The organism is Acinetobacter sp. MYb10 (assembly GCF_002980175.2).
In the GTDB taxonomy this organism is placed as follows: Bacteria; Pseudomonadota; Gammaproteobacteria; order Pseudomonadales; family Moraxellaceae; genus Acinetobacter; species Acinetobacter guillouiae.
In genome coordinates this window covers 2628870-2645534 of the sequence record NZ_CP058272.1, presented here as the reverse complement: position 1 = coordinate 2645534, position 16665 = coordinate 2628870, and the positions used below count along the sequence as shown (strand labels likewise).

Below are 16665 nucleotides of genomic sequence, written 5' to 3'. Positions count from 1 at the left end.
AGAGCCTATCTTAAAGATAGGCTTTTTTTATAAAAAACATTCAATGAATAAATTTAAAAGAATTCAATGTATAGGCTGTTCTGTATTGCTCAGTTTAGCTACAACAGTAGGAATGGCATATGAACTTCCACCTGTTGAAAAGCGCAATGCAAATACCACAGATCTTTCAGTACATAACGCCATGTTCTTACGACAAAATACACAGGCTGCTGTGATTGGTATATTGAAAAAAAATGGTCAGAACTATGAACTTGCAGCTAGCGATGGGAAAGGGGGAATGGCGTTACCGATAGCAGTACATCCAAGCCTTAAAATAGACGATGCTTTAGTCGATAAAGAAGTTAGGGCGATTGGGCGAATGACCTACGAAACAATGTATATGCCAAATTCAAGCGACTTTGGTCCCGCTTATAGTTTTACTTTTGAATTGTTTTCAATTGCCTCATTGAATTAAAAGGATGTGGCAGGCGTTTTATCAACATCAGTGGATAAGTCGAAACTTATCCACAGTTCAGCTTAAAGATTCAGCTGATGCTTAAAATAACGCTTCTAAACGGACCAAAGCACTTGGGAAATGGCTACGATCTTCACGACGATCATTAAAATAATTTAAATCACCTTGTACGTAAAACCATTCACGCCAAACAGGTTGCCGCCAAGACACAAAAGGCCCCCAACTGTTTAATTTAAGATCATTATCATTATAATAACCGCCAGTGTAGATACCGTAGTTAAAGCGATTGTTTTTAAAGAACTGATGTTGACGATAAGTACGGTTATCCCAAGTTAAATCATCGTCTTGTTCATCTGCATACGTCACATAGAATTGGTTAGAAATAAAGGGCTGATTGGGGCGAGCATGGGTTAGCTCTAAGTTGGTTCTTAAATAGTTTTCACTATCGATCCCATAGCGGTAAATTTGTTCTGCATGAAAAGTAAAATCATTCCCCAGTTTCCAATCCTTTTGGGCCTTTAAACGTGCATAAATATCATCGCCTGAACGAATACCAAGGTCTGCATCTATGTCAAAAGGTAAGCGTTTAGAAAGCTGTGACCAACGTAAAGCAATCGAGCTGTTATCATCACGAATTTGTTTTCCATCCACTCGTTTATCTGGATTGCCATCAGCATGATTGTTATTGATCGCAATATTATTGGAAATTTCATCATCTAATGAATCATCACCAAAGACCACACTTAAACGGTTTTCAAGTGTGGGTAATTTTACTTTCCCTCGAATACGTGGATTGACATCATAACCATCATGTTTGTTCCATTGATTATCAACAATGATCCGCAACGTTGCTGATGCTGGATGTGCCGGATCAGTTTTTCCAAACCAGTTGTCCATTTTATTGGCTGTACGGTCTGCCCAATTGCTAATCTTTTTCTGCTTTTTGTCGGCCCAAGTTTGATCTTCTGTCGCATCTGTTGGGGGAACAATAACCTGATCAGATTGTTCAGGAAAAATGGTCGGTGTTGAGTCAACAATTTTTGGAATATAGTTGAGCAAGCCGATCTCATTTTCTTTGGTGGTGGCTAAAGAAGGTTGCTGATCGACTTTCCCCGTTTTAGCATTCGCTTCAAGACTGCTATTTACTTCTGCAAATGCAGCGTTCCCAAAAAAACCGCCTAATATTAAGACATAAGGTAGTTTTGAGAAGATTGATATTTTATTCATATGCACACTTCTTAAACTTTGAGTCATTCAGTTTTTAATTTTCAGTATAACTATGCCTTAAAAAAACACTGAATTTCAATGGAATCGCTATTTTAAGTACAAAAAACATAAATTTATTTAAAATGAAACGCATTCTATCAGCGATATCGCGAACCAAAGCGCAGTTTAAGCTGTTTTTGAATAGATGAGTGCTTTTATTATCCACAGCCCAATTGTAGTAAAGCTTTTAAGCTAAAAATTGCTTTAGATACAAAATATGCACTTATCCAAGAAGAATAGATAAGCGATTGTGAATAGATCCCATAAACGTTTGAAAATCGAGAATGAAGAAAAATTATACGCTGTTGTGGATAACTTTAATTTTATCCTCAAGGCCGATTTTATTGTGGTATAAACAAAAACACCTCCAAAAGAGGAGGTGTTGTGTCTTAAAAAAATAAGAAAATTAAAAAAGAAACTACAGCGCATGAATTTCGTGGGAACGAAAAATATTTAAAGATATTAGTCTAAGAAAAACACGATGAATAGTTCCTTTTCTGCAACGCTGTATTGCAAAAATGGCACGTAAAATTTTAAAAAATGACCCATTAAAAATAAAGCGTAGAAATCATTAGTATATTTTTATGATCAGTTTATGTTGGTTTTTTAACCATTTTCTTAAATATTACTATGCTTATTGAATACTGAAGAAACTCCTTCAAGGAATTTCTCCAGTTGCTGATTTTATTTGTTTGGAACTTCACAAGAGTCATCAGCACAAACAGGGCCATCCTGTTGCTCGATTTCAGCATCATTCGCAGTTTCAAGGGCTTTTTCTAACACTTGTACAAAGACTTCACGTGGTTGAGCACCCGCTAAAGCCACACGTTGATCAAAGACAAAGAATGGTACACCTGTTACTTTTAATTGTTCATGAGCAACTTGTTCATCGAATTTTACAAAGTCAGCATATTCTTCAGAGTCTAGAACATCATCAACTTCGATCGGATTTAAGCCAATACGAGATGCGACATCTTCAATTGTTTCACGCTCACCAATCGGTAGGCCTTGTGTCATATAGCTATAGAAAAAAGCTTCTTCCGCTTCTGAACCTAAACCCTTACTTTGTGCAAGGTGAATGATACGATGGGCATTAAAGGTATTTCCTGAGTTGGCATTTTCCCAGTTAAATTGGATGCCTTCTTCTTTTGCCATTGCTGCAATATTGCGTTGCATATCTTCGACTTCAGGGATGCTACGTCCATATTTTTGCGCAAGACGTTCAGAGTTTGAAACTTCTTGACGCGTAGGTGCTTCAGGATCAAGTTCAAAACTGTGCCAATGGACTTCAAGTTCAATACCTGCTTGTTCAGCAGCAGCTTCTAAACGTTTTTTACCGATATAGCAAAAAGGACAAACCACATCTGACCAAATATCTACGCGCATGGGAAATCTCTACAATCTAATTCTGGATTATGATGGGGTTTGTTTGCATAAATTTAAAGTGAAACTTTTAAGTGATGCCCATTTTAAGCTTATTCAGCAAAAGTTATTTATTGTTATTTTGCATAATTAATATACAAAAAAGAGTCGCTTAGGATATTCTAAGTAATCTATAAGGATGTTCGGAGCTTGGTATGCGTCGACTTTTGATTGTTTTCGGTATCATCTTTCTGGCTGTTATTGGATTTTTCTACTATGACCATAGTTCAATAAAGAATGAAGAAGCCAATCGCCAAGCATTTGATTTGGTGATGACTGAAAAAATGCGGCAACTTTCTGAACAAGCCCAAGACCGTTCTAAACCAGTAAATATTGATATCCATGATAATCGGCTCAAAGGTGATTACAAAACCTTGTCTGAGTTTTTATTGAAATATTGGGCCAAGAATGTTGATACACGGAACACTTATTTAAATCAGCTCGCAGCGGCCAAATGGGATCATTTTTTAGATGTAAATCGTTTGGATGCAGACCGTAAACAGAACTATGTAGAAACAACACAGATGCTGGTGACTGTACGACAAGCAATGCAGCAATATCAGCAAAAAAATAGACAAAATAAAACCGAGGCTTTAAACGAATTAAAAAAAATAGATTTGCGTAAAGACCTCAAGAAACCCTTACAGGATAAGCTCGAACAGAATGCTGAACTTGACCCTGAAAATACCCTAATCCTAAATGAGCTACAAATTTTAGGTAAAGCTGAAACCATGTTTGATTTGTTAAAAAAATATGAGTGGCAGAAGCAGGGCAATCAAATTTTGTTTAAAGAAGATGCTCAAGTGAAACAATTTAATCAGTTATTTCAGGATGTACTGAAATTGAATAGCCAAATCAATCAGAAAAAAGAGCAAAATGCGGAAGTATTAGAAGAAGCCTTGTAAATTTTAGAAGTAGATGAATGAAAAATATAAAAATATGGTTGTTTTTTACAATGTTTATACTGCTATTGCTGGGTGGGATTGGCTATGTCTACCAGACGCCAATTCTCGTTCAGCAGGATTGTAAAAGTGTTGCTTTATATCGTTATCATTTTGGTGTTTATCAAATTGACCGAGATTCCATTCTGGATGTCGATACCTATAAACAGGTTTATGGATGGAAGCATTTTTTAGGCTTAGCCCCTATTTTATGTGCTGAACAAATTGATTATGACCAATGTGTCGAGGAGGAAAAGCAAGCGGCTTTAAATGCTGAGCAGGAAAAACAGCAATGGAGCCTTGTGCGGGACAATTTATATATCAATCCTCAACGAGAATTGGCTTTAAAGTTTCCTTATGCAAATCGTTGTAGCATGTTTTTATCTGAACATGTTCTGCCTAGCAAAAGCCTGTCGATCATGGGTGAGCGTTTTTATAGACATTTGGGTTTTGGTGGTGAAGATGGGCCTTCTTTGAATGACACTATAGATTTAGCGAGCTTCAAGCAGTTAAACCCTTCTAATTTGTATAAAGATAAACGGCATGTTTATCGCTACTTTAGCATGCTGGATGGGGGCAGTTTTTCTATTTTAGAGGGTGCAGATGCCAATAGTTTTGAGTTGCTCGGAGATTGCTATGCAAAAGACAAGCACAATATTTATGAAGAACGTTTTGGCAAACTTGACGATGCTGATTATGCAAGTTTTAAAACTAAATCTGATGCGGGATGTATTGCACAGGATAAAAATGGCTATTGGTTTTGGAATGATCGAAAAGCTTGGAAGGATATGAATAGTGAAGAAAAAGAGCGAGTCAAAGCGCTTCAATGAGGTTGATCTCAATTAGCGCTTGGTTTCTTCAACTTTTCCTTGCATTAAAAAAGATGCTAATAAGCTTTGAGATTTTTTGAGTTTGGCTAATTTTTCTGAAATATGTTCTAACTCCATTTCTAATGTCTCTTTGGCAACTGGGCATAAGGTAAGTTTTTCCTCAGCCAAATCGAAACATGGCAATAATAATTTAATGTCTTTTAAATGCATGCCGGCATCATTGAGAACTTTAATTTTTTGAATATCCTCGATGTTTGCTTGATTATAATCTCGATAGTGATTCGCTGTTCGTTGCGGACGAATTAATCCTAGCTCTTCATAATAACGGAGCATACGCGGGCTGACTTGAGTTATTTCAGCAACTTTAGCAAGATTCATAATAGACCTCTTATAAACTGAAATGGATCAGTTGAAAAAATTTATCGGTGGCTCTATTCAAGCTGTTGAATGAGCAAAACCTATTTAATCTTTATTTCAGAATTTTAACAGTATTTACCGTTTATCTGAGCTTTAGTGAATCTCGCTATAATTTGTTATAGCCTATTTAATAGACAATATTAAATGTATTGAATCATTTTATTAAATTTATAGGATGATTTATTTTTAGGTGAAATGTATGAACTTTATCAAAGTTTCGATACTTGCAACGGCTCTTTCTGTTTGGTTACCCACTGTACAGGCAGAAGAAGTTGCCTCATTGCCTACCATTAAAGTGATGGCGGATTCTGAATTGCGTCAAGAAGCTGTAGGTGTTGTTCCTTATCAAGAAGCTAAGGATGTACGTAAAGCGTTACAACATCAGATCATTAAAAAAGAGAATGAGATCCAAAATTATGTGATAGGTGATAATTTTGCTGTGCTTGATATGCAGCCCAAAGCCTCTGAACCGAATATAAATCAAATTTCTTCACCATTACTCAGAGAGTATGTTTTGGCTGTGGCTGCCGGTTTGCAGTCCTCTGATCCAACGTCAGGTTTGTTTACCATGATGGAGCCACTTTCGATGGGGATGAATCGCGAGAAAGCCTTAGAAGCAGTTCGTAATGGAACTTTTAAGTTGAATATTGATACAGATCGTTTGAATTTTCTGTTAGGTGACAAGTGGCAAAGTGCTCTGCCTAAGTGATTCGTTATTTAAAATTTTGATTATTTCATTAAGCCAATCTGCAGATTGGCTTTTTTGTATATTGTGTTCTGTCCTAAAATTAAACTTGGTGAATGCTATGCAAATAATAGCGAGAACAATTCAACGACTACAGTTACAGCTTGGTTTCTAAACTGTCTGCAGCAGATCAAGTGAGTAAAAGTAAAATGATCTATAAAAAACTCAAAATGAATAGAGTCTTTTAGGGAAAGTTGGATCACTTTTAATAAAAATCCCCGCATTAAGCGGGGATTTTATATCTTAGTATTTAATTAAGAATTAAACACGTTCGATAATTGTCGCGATACCTTGGCCAAGACCGATACACATCGTTGCAAGACCGATTTGAGTATCTTGTTGTTCCATCACGTTCAACAATGTAGTGGTGATACGTGCGCCTGAACAACCCAATGGGTGACCCAATGCAATCGCACCGCCGTTTAAGTTGATCTTGTCTTGCTTGTCATAGATGTTCAAGCCTTTCATTACAGAAAGACCTTGAGCAGCAAATGCTTCGTTTAACTCGATGGTTTGGATGTCTTCCATTGTTAAGCCAGCACGTTTAAGCGCTTTCTGTGTTGCAGGAACAGGACCATAACCCATGATCGCAGCATCACAGCCTGCAATCGCCATAGAGCGAATCACAGCACGTGGCTTAAGACCTAAAGCTTGAGCACGTTCAGCAGACATTAACAACATTGCCGATGCACCATCAGACAATGCAGAAGAAGTCGCAGCAGTTACAGTACCACCTTTAGGATCAAATACTGGACGTAATGCTTTGAATGCTTCAAGGTTTGCATCTGGACGAATTACTTCGTCGATGTCGCAAAGGATTTTGAAGCCATTGGCATCATGACCTTCAACACCCACGATTTCGTTTTTGAAACGACCTTCCTGAGTTGCAGCCCAAGCGCGACGATGAGATTCAACACCAAACGCATCTTGTTCGTCACGGCTAATGCCATTCATACGACCTAACATTTCAGCAGTTAAGCCCATCATGTTAGATGCTTTCGCATAATGCTTAGATGCTTCTGGGTTAAGGTCGATGCCGTGCATCATACCAACGTGACCCATGTGCTCTACACCACCGATGATGAATACATCACCTTGGTTGGTTGCAATTTGCGCCGCAGCAGTATGGATTGACTGCATAGAAGAACCACAGAGGCGGTTTACAGTTTGACCACCAACAGTCTTCGGCAAGTCAGCCAATAACACGATGTTACGGCCAATGTTCATACCTTGTTCTAGGGTTTGGTTAACACAACCCCAGATCAAATCTTCAACTTCATTGACATCAAACTGGTTACGAGCAACTAAAGCACGAACCAATTCAGCAGATAAGCTGTCAGCACGTACATTGCGGAACATACCGTTTTTGGTTTTACCCATTGCAGAACGTACGCCATCAACGATGACAACGTCACGTGGATTTAAAGTAGCCATTCACGTTGCTCCTTAACCGTAGAATTTTTTGTTGTTTGCAGCCATGTCACGCAACATTTGTGGCGCTTCATAAGCCTTACCTAAGTGTGCATATTTGTCGCAAAGCGCAACATATTCAGCAACACCTGTTTGGTCGATGTAACGCGCTGGACCACCACGGAATGGAGGGAAACCTACACCCATGATCATTGCCATATCTGCTTCAGAAGCAGTAGAAACAATGTTGTCCTCTAAGCAACGAACAGTCTCGTTACAGAACGCGAGCATCATACGGTCAATAATTTCTTGAGCATCAAACTCGTGCTTTTCAGTTGTTGCCATCGTTGCAACAAGCTCATACGCAGTTGGATCAATAGATTTCGCTTTCTTACCTTTACGATCAAGATCGTATTTGTAGAAGCCGATGTCATTTTTTTGACCAAGACGTTTGTTTTCGTACATGATTTCGATCGCGCCTTTATAGTCAGGCTTCATGCGGTCTGGGAAACCTTCAGCCATAACTTCAGCACCATGTACACCAGTGTCGATACCCACAACGTCGATCAAATAAGCAGGTCCCATAGGCCAGCCGAATTTTTCCATGACTTTGTCAACTTGTTGGAAGTCTGCGCCATCTTTAAGCAGAAGGTCAAACGCACCAAAGTAAGGGAACAATACACGGTTTACAAGGAAGCCAGGGCAGTCGTTTACAACGATTGGTGTTTTACCCATTTTCTGAGCAAGAACAACAGTTGTCGCAATTGCTTCTTCAGATGTTTTCTCACCACGGATCACTTCAACCAAAGGCATCATGTGAACTGGGTTAAAGAAGTGCATACCCACGAAGTTTTCAGGACGAGTCAATGCATTTGCAAGACGCGTGATTGAAATCGTAGAGGTATTTGAAGCAATGATTGTGTTGTCACGAACTTTTGCTTCTGTATCACGTAACACAGCTTCCTTGATTTTAGGATTCTCTGTGACTGCTTCAATCACGATGTCAACTTCTTTAAACTCGTCATAGCTTAAAGTAGGACGGATGCGTGCAAGTGTTTCACCCATTTTTGCAGGCGTCATCTTTTTACGTTCAACTTGTTTAGTCAACAAGCCATTCGCTTCAGACATACCCAAAGCAAGCTGTGGGTTACCGATGTCTTTCATGATGATTGGTGTGCCTTTGCTTGCCGCTTGGTAAGCAATACCGCCACCCATAATACCCGCACCTAAAACAGCTGCTTGGTTAACAGGGTGAGCACCTTTCTCATGTTTTTTAGATGCTTTTTTCACAACTTGGTCATTGATGAATAAACCGATCAATGCACCAGCTTGTGGTGTAATCGCAGCTTTAGCAAATGCTTCAGCTTCAATTTTTAACGCTTCATCACGTTTTTGGCTTACACCAGCTTGTAGTGAATCAAGAAGAAGTTTAGGCGCAGGGTATTGAGCAGGGTTTGCTTTCGCAAGAACCACACCTTTAGATGAGTTAAACGCCATCATTTGTTCAAGCATGTCTAATTTAACAGGCTCTAATTTTTCTTGACGTTTTGCTTTCCAGTCTAAACGACCAGAGATTGCTTGTTTAACAAGATCAATCGCAGCTTCTTGGAGTTTGTCAGCTGCAACAACTGCATCTACAGCACCGTCTTTCAGCGCAGCATCTGGACGTTTGTTTGCTGAAGTCGCGATCCACTCAACCGCATTGTCAATACCAATCAAACGGCTTAGACGAACAGTACCACCGAAACCAGGAATGATACCCAGTTTAACTTCTGGTAAGCCCACTGTTGCAGCATTTGACATTACGCGGTAGTCACATACCAAACACATTTCAAAACCGCCGCCCAATGCAATACCATTGATCGCAGCAACTTTAGGAATCTCTAGATCTTCAAAAGCGTTAAAAATCTCGTGAACAGGCATTGCCCATTCTACAATTGCACTTTCACCTTGCTTAAAGTTTTCACCAAACTCAGTAATGTCTGCACCAACGATAAATGTTGATTTACCAGAGGTAACGATTAGACCTTTCACTTCACTGTTATTTTTTACAGCTTCAATAGCAGCTTTAAAGTCTTCAATCGTTGCACGGTTGAATTTGTTAACAGACTCACCTTGTAAGTCAAAGCGGAATTCTGCAATTCCGTCCGAAAGCAATTGGACGGTAATGGCATTGCCAGCGTGGATCATGCCCTGATCTCCTTTTTTGGAGGACTTCTTAAGTTGATGTTTTGAAGTGTGTATGCAATTCCCGCACACATTTCGACTTCACTAATCTTACGATAACTATATCTAAAAATAACCTAACAAGTTGTATCAAGCCGTGACGCAAGGGTCATCAATTTTTTTTGAGTAGAAGATTAAATTAAGCTTTTAAATTTTAATAATTTTATAGGTTTATTATATAAATATTTGAAATTTATTGATTTAATGTGAATTTCTTTGAACATTTCTTTAGCGAAATGGATAATAATAGGCATACATAGTGATTCATTTTTTTTGTCATTTAGGTCAATTGATATTGAATTTAATTTTTCGCCTATGAAATTTTGAAAATAAATTGAATATTCTGTATAGCAAATGTAATATTTGTTTGGTATTTATCACAAAAAAGAACCCATTATGTCTATACAGAAAAAGAAACTTGCATTCACTGCTATTTGTTTATCATTATTACTTGTTGGATGTGGAGGCGGTGGTGACTCCTCATCAAATAATTCGAACACTTCAACGGCACAAGACAGCTTAGATAATGGAACGCGCTATTATTTCGTTGATTATGAATTAGACAATGATTCTGATAATTTAACTATGGAATATTTTGAAATTTTTAATAAACAGTTTAAGGATACGGAAGCTAACAAAAGTTTAGATGAATACATATTAACAGCCAACAAATTATATACTCCGCGAGATATTGCGGTGAATACAGTTGCATTAAATTCTTTGACTTCATGGACCTCAACATTCATTGGTAATGTTAAAACGGATATTAAACTAGAAAAAATTGATATCTCAGGAAAAAATATTTTTGATACGGTTTTACCTGGCTATCGTAGTTTAGGTTTTGATAGTGAAAATAGTTATTTTGAAGCACGAAAATTATTAGCTTCATATGGCAATGATCGTTTTCCACAGGGAAGTAACTGTTATCGTTTTATTTCTCGAAAGAATAACCAAGACTATTTTAGCTTCAATACAGATAATGAGTTTAATCAAACATTTGAAGAATTTAATAACGACAATCTTGGCTATGTTGATTATTTGAATAAAAAATATGAAGCATTAGGTATAACTTATCGCTATTCAAGTGGTAGCTGGCAAAATGTTCCGTGGACGACCATTTATGAAACCGATACGGGTGTGGGGAATAGTGATGCGGTAGCAGTTAAATATCAAAATAGGACATATTTGGCGGATTACAACAGCAGTATTGAATGGACGAGTACTAAAGAAATTAAACAATGGGAAAAACTGCTGGGAATAGCCACAACAGATGAACAAAGAAGAACAGCAACGTTAAATATTGAGAAACTTAAGAAAGGGTGCGCTGTATATAATTCAAAAGCTGCATCAGCTTTGGCTTCTTTAAGACTGATTGATTGGAATAAATAAGAAAAAAACTTAGATGTCTGTCTAATAAAACTTAAACCAAATTTGTAGTCACCTCTACAAATTTGGTTTGTTTTTAATAATAATTAATAAAAAACATCCAATTAGATCATTGTGGCTTTTTGATTTATAGATTTGTTATAATTTGTAGAAACATTCTCCCTTTTTGAGATTTAAAATTCTATCAGCACATGTTGCTTGATTAACCTGATTAATGAAAAGAGTGCTGTATGATTAAATGGATCATATTGGCGATTTTTGTGATTTCTGCTTTGTATATCCAAAATCGCGGTAAAGTGCGACATTCGTTTTATCGTCAATTTTTTGACCATTCAACGATACTCGCACCAATTAACTTTCTCATGTATATGTTTTCAAAAGTGCCGAATCAGCCGTATATCGACACACAACATTTTAAAGATTTAAAAGTGTTAGATGAAAACTGGGAAATGATTCGTGAAGAGGCGCAAGCGTTATATGCCAAAGGTGGAATTAAGGCTTCAAGTACATATGATGACTTAGGCTTTAATTCATTCTTTAAAACAGGTTGGAAACGGTTTTACCTAAAATGGTATGACTCAGCGCATCCGTCAGCAGCAGAACTCTGCCCGAAAACAACTGAATTGTTGAAAACCTTGCCAAGTATTAAGGCGGCAATGTTTACAGAGCTTGCACCTGATAGTCGATTAGTGCGCCATCGTGATCCTTATGCAGGTTCATTGCGTTATCACTTGGGGCTCATTACACCAAATGATGATCGTTGCTTTATTGACGTAGATGGTCAGCGTTATTCATGGCGGGATGGTGAAAGCGTGGTTTTTGATGAAACCTATATTCATTATGCTGAAAATACCACGGACCAAAATCGTATTATCTTCTTTGCTGATGTAGAGCGCCCATTAAAAACAAGGTTTATGCAGCGCTTTAACCACTGGTTTGGTAAAAAAGTGATGACAGCTGCCAGCTCTCCAAATGAGGCGGGCGATCAAACAGGGGGGTTAAACAAAGTTTTTGGTTATGTGTACCAAATCCGCATTAAAGCCAAAGCCTTGAAAAAAACCAATCGTCAGTTGTATTACTTTTTAAAGTGGTTCTTGATGTTAGGGATTTTCTTCCTGATTTTTATTCGACCATATATGTCACAGATCATTGCATTTTTTGAAAAAATGATTTGATTTAAAGCGCCCGTCAGGGCGTTTTTTTAATAACAAATTTTGACTTGAGTTTAACGCTCGTTTTTTTTAATTTACTTTCATAATTTATAAAAGCGCTGGAAACACAAAATGTTTAAAAATTTAGCCTCAGAAATGATGGGTATGAGTGATATTGGAACAATTATTGAGCCACATGATTTCAATAAAACAGATATTGATGATTATATTTTTCATGAAGATAACGAGAAAATTTTCTTTGTCATCAAAAGTAAAACAGATGAATATTGTTTTACTAATGTGGCCTTTATGCACCTCGATGGTAAAAGTGCGATCAGTAAAAAACGCATGTTGTACCGCTACTTGTATAAGCACAACCCAATTAAAAATGTACTTTTAGAAACCGCTGGTACCGTGGATTTAGATGCTGAAATCAAGTTCCAATTAGGTGAACAGCATTTCTCTATTGATATTGATAAAAAACAAATCGAGAAAATTCGCGATCTCTATAAAGCATTATTTACCATTGGTGAAACCTGCAAAGAGATCAATCGTAAACGTAATGTGCTATTACAAAGCACTGACAATGTGCAGAAAATGTTTAACTTACGAGAGCTCAGTGAACAGGCAATTTTAAATTTACCTGAAATCATCAATCAGACTGCGCAACAAGTTGAAGATTATGCCAACCAGCGTATTCGACAAATTGAGAATTATGATTTTTCTGAAATTTTTGATCGCTATTTAAAAAATTGATGTTTAGACATTTAGTCAAAAATTAAAACGCTCGAAAGGGCGTTTTTTATTATGTAAATTGATGATTTTATAGTCATATTTAACTCGAAATTCAGATAGAATAATATTTTGTATGGGGAAACTTTGAAGAGCGTGATGCAAAAATTTCATACTAAAATTGATTGGTGGATTTTAGGCTTTTTAATCGCAATGACAGGTCTGCTGATTCAATTGCTTTATACCATGTATGCAAAAGGCACTATGGTTGAATATCCTGAGCATACAGCGGTGTATATTTTAACTATTGCGGTGATTTGGTGGCCAGTTTTCAATACACGCTATATCGTTGAAGATGAAGCTTTGATCATTCATAGTCTATTTTTAAAATGGCGTATCCCATTGGCAAATATTCAAAAGATCAGCAAAACCAATAATTCAATTTCATCACCTGCATTATCTTTAGATCGTTTGAAAATCGAATATATGAAAGACGGAAAAATCAAACAGGTCTTGGTTTCTCCAAGAGATCAGCAGGCCTTTCGTCAGGCAGTAGAAGTAAATAGTTCTCAGATTTAAATAAACAGATAATAGCGATCCTGTGTGATAAATATTTCAGAATCATCATAAGAAGTGAATCATACTGCTATTGAAAGTTCTTTCTCCCATTGGGAGAAGGCTAGGATGAGGGGCTTTTATGTTGATTTATGGTTTTAAAAGGGATTTATAAAAGAAGCTTAAAGTACAAGGCCTAACTGAGACGAGAGTCTCTTGAAATTTACTTTAATAATCAACTAAGTGAAAATAAAAAACAGTCGAAATTTAAGCGATTTACACTTGTGATTTTATCAAATATTGGTTAATAATGATTCAAAATAAATAGTCGAGTGAACCGCTATAATGAAAAAAACAATATTTTTTATAATCAATGCTTTAATTTTAACAGCGTGTGGTGGTGGATCGGATGATTCAAAAAGCGAATCAGATAAATTTGATACCCTATATTCATTTCAAGGTGGAGGCATTGACTTACTATTCGGAGCAAAAACTTACCATATTAATGAAAATAAAAATCTCTTGGTTCAAGATGCTTCTATAGAAGAAACTTCAAAATATTATCTAACACATAATGCGATTTCGACATTTACCCCACCACAATTAGATCAAAATACATACTTGCTGGGTGAGTCTGCAACATTTGATGGAGCGAAATTACAATATGCAGTGAGTAATTATATTGCTGAACAACCTTTGGTTTTATCTTATCAATATAAGAAAATTGATGTCTCTGGGCAATTGATCACTAATGATATTTATAATCCAATCCGTCAAATGAATAGTAGTGCGGCAGGCCAGATTTTAGTTGCAATCTTAGGGTTAGGTTATTCGCCAAATGAAGTATTTCCCAAAGGCTCTATTTGTTGGCAAAGTTTGTCAGCCAATAGTAATCAGGAATATATTGAGTTCTTACCGTATATCGTTGATGCAAAGGTATTTGCAGATTTAGAAATAGAAGCAACAGGAAATTGGAGTAATGTGGCTTGGACTCGATTCAAAGATAAGGAAAACACCCTATATAGCAATGTAAAGCTCACAATAGATGGAAAAGACTATCAAGGAAAATATCATCCTCAAAATGAATTTTTTTATCATAAATCTGATGAGTTGGCGTGTAATTGGATGAACCATACCGCTTATAAAGCTGTTAATCAGCCCTTTGAAAAATGAAAAATCAAGATATTTTCCAATTGAAAGCGCAAGTAATTCACTCAAGTAGACTTGAAAAATGGATGATCTAACTACATCATCCATTTATAGTCCAAAGTTAAAAGTCTACTGTGAACGAAAACGCACGTGAAAATATCGAAAAGATTCTAGCCAATATGACGACTTTACCTGGCGTGTATAAAATGCTGGGAAAAGAGGGTGAATTATTATATGTCGGAAAAGCCAAAAATCTAAAAAATCGCGTACTGAGTTATTTTGTCAAAACCATTGAACACCCGAAAACACAGGCTTTGGTTGCACGTATTTATAATATTGAAACCCTTGTCGTCCGTTCTGAAACCGAAGCTTTATTGCTCGAACAGAATCTAATAAAACTGCATCGCCCACCGTATAACATTATGTTGCGCGATGATAAATCCTATGTCTATATTTTTGTCTCCGCAGATAAACCTTATCCGCGGATTGCTTCAGGGCGAGGCAAAGGCAAACATCAAGTGGGTAAGTTTTTTGGCCCCTATCCAAGTGCTTATAATGCGAGAGACACGCTTTTAGTTCTACAAAAGTTATTTAATGTCCGCCAATGTGAAAACAGCTATTTTTCACAGCGTAAACGTCCTTGTCTGCAATATCAGATCAAGCGTTGTACTGCGCCTTGTGTGGGGCTGATTTCAGCCGAAGCCTATAATGAAGATGTACAAAACTCGATTCGTTTTTTAAATGGTGATACCAAAGAACTGAATCAGGAATTGATTCAAAAAATGGAACAGGCGGCAGAAAATTTAGAATTTGAGAAAGCAGTATTTTACCGTGACCGCATGGCCTTACTTCGTGATGTCCAAGCACAACAAGCCATTTATAAAGTTAAAGGCGAAGCGGATATTCTTGCCATTGCCTATCAAGCGGGTGTGACCTGTGTACAGATCATGCATGTGCGTAATGGGAAAATGCTGGGTGGGAAAAGTTATTTTCCCGATATGTTGGATGATGATTTGGGGCAAATGTTATCTGATTTTATCGCCAATTTTTATTTTCAGGTCGCAGATGAAGTTCCTGCTGAACTGATTGTCAATGTGAATGTGACAGACCGAAAAGAACTAGAAGAAGCTTTACATCAACAGTTTGAAAAGAAAATTCAGATTAAACACAATGTTCGTGAAACTCGTGCTGAATGGCTTGAGTTGGCTGAAATGAATGTTCAGCATGCGATTAAAGGAAAATTAGCCAATCATTTAGAATTAAATGAGCGTTTTCATCAATTGGAACAAGTTTGCGGACGACCTGTTGATCGTATTGAATGCTTTGATATTTCGCATACTATGGGCGAAGCAACCATTGCATCATGTGTGGTTTTTGATGCAGGTGGCGCACGTAAACGCGATTATCGCCAATTTGCGATTGAAGATATTACTGGCGGTGATGATTATGCCGCAATGCGCCAAGCCTTAACACGCCGTTATAAAAAAGCCATGTTACCCGATTTATTATTGATTGATGGGGGTAAAGGGCAACTTCATATGGCGATGGAAGTTATGCAAGAGCTTGGTTTAGATGCATTTATGGTGGGTGTCTCCAAAGGTGAAGGGCGTAAACCCGGTTTAGAAACACTACATTTTACCGATGGCACGAAGATTCAGCTTCCTGAAGACCATAAAGCTCTGCATTTGATTCAACAGGTCCGTGATGAAGCACATCGCTTTGCAATCACCAAACATCGCGCTAAACGAGATAAGCGTCGTGGAGGTTCGGTACTTGAGGCTATTCCGGGCTTGGGTCCAAAACGTCGCCGTGATTTACTGACCCATTTTGGTGGTATTCAAGGGGTACTTAAAGCCTCTGAACATGACTTAAAAAATGTTCCTGGTCTAGGCGATGTTATGGCACGAATGATTTATAAAGTGTTGCATGAATAATATCGTTATTGTTCTCGATGATGAGTAGCATTTGCCAAAACAACCAT

At 37.3% G+C, this 16665-nt stretch carries 15 protein-coding genes; 10 read left to right on the top strand and 5 right to left on the bottom strand.

Annotated features, from left to right (window positions below; translation table 11 throughout):
- The first annotated feature begins 43 nt into the window (after positions 1-43).
- Positions 44-454, top strand: coding sequence for a hypothetical protein (locus CQZ96_RS12340; RefSeq protein ID WP_105714610.1), 411 nt, complete (start codon positions 44-46; stop codon positions 452-454).
- 81 nt (positions 455-535) lie between these two features.
- On the opposite strand, the gene CQZ96_RS12335 is transcribed toward CQZ96_RS12340, so the two are convergent.
- Both CQZ96_RS12335 and CQZ96_RS12330 read right to left on the bottom strand, forming a co-directional pair.
- A complete protein-coding gene (locus CQZ96_RS12335; RefSeq protein ID WP_035372393.1) occupies positions 536-1681 on the bottom strand; it encodes a hypothetical protein in 1146 nt (381 codons plus the stop codon).
- A 723-nt stretch (positions 1682-2404) separates the two neighbouring features.
- On the bottom strand, positions 2405-3106 hold the full coding sequence (locus tag CQZ96_RS12330) for a DsbA family oxidoreductase (protein WP_004718454.1): 702 nt from the start codon (positions 3104-3106) through the stop codon (positions 2405-2407).
- 191 nt (positions 3107-3297) lie between these two features.
- On the opposite strand from CQZ96_RS12330, the gene CQZ96_RS12325 reads away from it, so the two are divergent.
- Positions 3298-4047 (top strand): hypothetical protein, encoded by a 750-nt coding sequence (locus CQZ96_RS12325; RefSeq protein ID WP_105714611.1) that lies wholly within the window; start codon positions 3298-3300, stop codon positions 4045-4047.
- A 50-nt stretch (positions 4048-4097) separates the two neighbouring features.
- Positions 4098-4913, top strand: a complete 816-nt coding sequence (locus CQZ96_RS12320) for a DKNYY domain-containing protein (RefSeq protein WP_105714612.1) — start codon at positions 4098-4100, stop codon at positions 4911-4913.
- A 12-nt stretch (positions 4914-4925) separates the two neighbouring features.
- Here CQZ96_RS12320 and CQZ96_RS12315 read toward each other — a convergent pair whose 3' ends face one another.
- The gene (locus CQZ96_RS12315) at positions 4926-5291 is read right to left on the bottom strand and encodes a MerR family transcriptional regulator (protein WP_105714613.1); all 366 of its coding nucleotides are present in this window, start codon (positions 5289-5291) and stop codon (positions 4926-4928) included.
- 238 nt (positions 5292-5529) lie between these two features.
- Between CQZ96_RS12315 and CQZ96_RS12310 the strand changes: the two genes are divergently transcribed.
- Positions 5530-6039 carry a hypothetical protein gene (locus CQZ96_RS12310; protein ID WP_105714614.1) on the top strand — a complete coding sequence of 170 codons (510 nt, stop codon included), beginning with the start codon at positions 5530-5532 and terminating at the stop codon, positions 6037-6039.
- 297 nt (positions 6040-6336) lie between these two features.
- Here the strand turns inward: CQZ96_RS12310 and fadA are convergent, their stop codons facing one another.
- On the bottom strand, positions 6337-7509 hold the full coding sequence (fadA, locus tag CQZ96_RS12305) for an acetyl-CoA C-acyltransferase FadA (RefSeq protein ID WP_004718442.1): 1173 nt from the start codon (positions 7507-7509) through the stop codon (positions 6337-6339).
- Between the two features lie 12 nt (positions 7510-7521).
- Positions 7522-9675, bottom strand: coding sequence for a fatty acid oxidation complex subunit alpha FadB (fadB, locus tag CQZ96_RS12300; RefSeq protein ID WP_105714615.1), 2154 nt, complete (start codon positions 9673-9675; stop codon positions 7522-7524).
- 432 nt (positions 9676-10107) lie between these two features.
- Between fadB and CQZ96_RS12295 the strand changes: the two genes are divergently transcribed.
- From CQZ96_RS12295 to uvrC, 6 genes are all read left to right on the top strand, one after another.
- Positions 10108-11100, top strand: coding sequence for a hypothetical protein (locus CQZ96_RS12295; protein ID WP_105714616.1), 993 nt, complete (start codon positions 10108-10110; stop codon positions 11098-11100).
- Between the two features lie 227 nt (positions 11101-11327).
- Positions 11328-12272: a lipid A hydroxylase LpxO gene (gene lpxO / locus CQZ96_RS12290; RefSeq protein ID WP_004718437.1), complete on the top strand. Its 945-nt coding sequence runs from the start codon at positions 11328-11330 to the stop codon at positions 12270-12272.
- A 108-nt stretch (positions 12273-12380) separates the two neighbouring features.
- Positions 12381-13004, top strand: a complete 624-nt coding sequence (locus CQZ96_RS12285; protein ID WP_004718435.1) for a PH domain-containing protein — start codon at positions 12381-12383, stop codon at positions 13002-13004.
- Positions 13005-13139: 135 nt separating this feature from the next.
- Entirely contained in the window at positions 13140-13559 is a 420-nt protein-coding gene (locus CQZ96_RS12280) for a PH domain-containing protein (protein WP_056516545.1), read from the top strand.
- Between the two features lie 321 nt (positions 13560-13880).
- Positions 13881-14708, top strand: a complete 828-nt coding sequence (locus CQZ96_RS12275; RefSeq protein WP_105714617.1) for a hypothetical protein — start codon at positions 13881-13883, stop codon at positions 14706-14708.
- Between the two features lie 110 nt (positions 14709-14818).
- Positions 14819-16618 (top strand): excinuclease ABC subunit UvrC, encoded by a 1800-nt coding sequence (uvrC, locus tag CQZ96_RS12270; protein ID WP_034613521.1) that lies wholly within the window; start codon positions 14819-14821, stop codon positions 16616-16618.
- Positions 16619-16665 lie beyond the last annotated feature (47 nt).

What these genes read in the sequence shown, in the direction of transcription:
- CQZ96_RS12275 (WP_105714617.1), top strand. Translation starts at nt 13,881, where the DNA reads ATGAAAAAAACAATATTTTTTATAATCAATGCTTTAATTTTAACAGCG.
- lpxO (WP_004718437.1), top strand. Translation starts at nt 11,328, where the DNA reads ATGATTAAATGGATCATATTGGCGATTTTTGTGATTTCTGCTTTGTAT.
- CQZ96_RS12330 (WP_004718454.1), bottom strand. Translation starts at nt 3,106, where the DNA reads ATGCGCGTAGATATTTGGTCAGATGTGGTTTGTCCTTTTTGCTATATC.
- fadB (WP_105714615.1), bottom strand. Translation starts at nt 9,675, where the DNA reads ATGATCCACGCTGGCAATGCCATTACCGTCCAATTGCTTTCGGACGGA.
- CQZ96_RS12310 (WP_105714614.1), top strand. Translation starts at nt 5,530, where the DNA reads ATGAACTTTATCAAAGTTTCGATACTTGCAACGGCTCTTTCTGTTTGG.
- CQZ96_RS12295 (WP_105714616.1), top strand. Translation starts at nt 10,108, where the DNA reads ATGTCTATACAGAAAAAGAAACTTGCATTCACTGCTATTTGTTTATCA.
- fadA (WP_004718442.1), bottom strand. Translation starts at nt 7,509, where the DNA reads ATGGCTACTTTAAATCCACGTGACGTTGTCATCGTTGATGGCGTACGT.
- CQZ96_RS12280 (WP_056516545.1), top strand. Translation starts at nt 13,140, where the DNA reads ATGCAAAAATTTCATACTAAAATTGATTGGTGGATTTTAGGCTTTTTA.
- CQZ96_RS12335 (WP_035372393.1), bottom strand. Translation starts at nt 1,681, where the DNA reads ATGAATAAAATATCAATCTTCTCAAAACTACCTTATGTCTTAATATTA.
- CQZ96_RS12340 (WP_105714610.1), top strand. Translation starts at nt 44, where the DNA reads ATGAATAAATTTAAAAGAATTCAATGTATAGGCTGTTCTGTATTGCTC.
- CQZ96_RS12325 (WP_105714611.1), top strand. Translation starts at nt 3,298, where the DNA reads ATGCGTCGACTTTTGATTGTTTTCGGTATCATCTTTCTGGCTGTTATT.
- CQZ96_RS12320 (WP_105714612.1), top strand. Translation starts at nt 4,098, where the DNA reads ATGTTTATACTGCTATTGCTGGGTGGGATTGGCTATGTCTACCAGACG.
- CQZ96_RS12285 (WP_004718435.1), top strand. Translation starts at nt 12,381, where the DNA reads ATGTTTAAAAATTTAGCCTCAGAAATGATGGGTATGAGTGATATTGGA.
- CQZ96_RS12315 (WP_105714613.1), bottom strand. Translation starts at nt 5,291, where the DNA reads ATGAATCTTGCTAAAGTTGCTGAAATAACTCAAGTCAGCCCGCGTATG.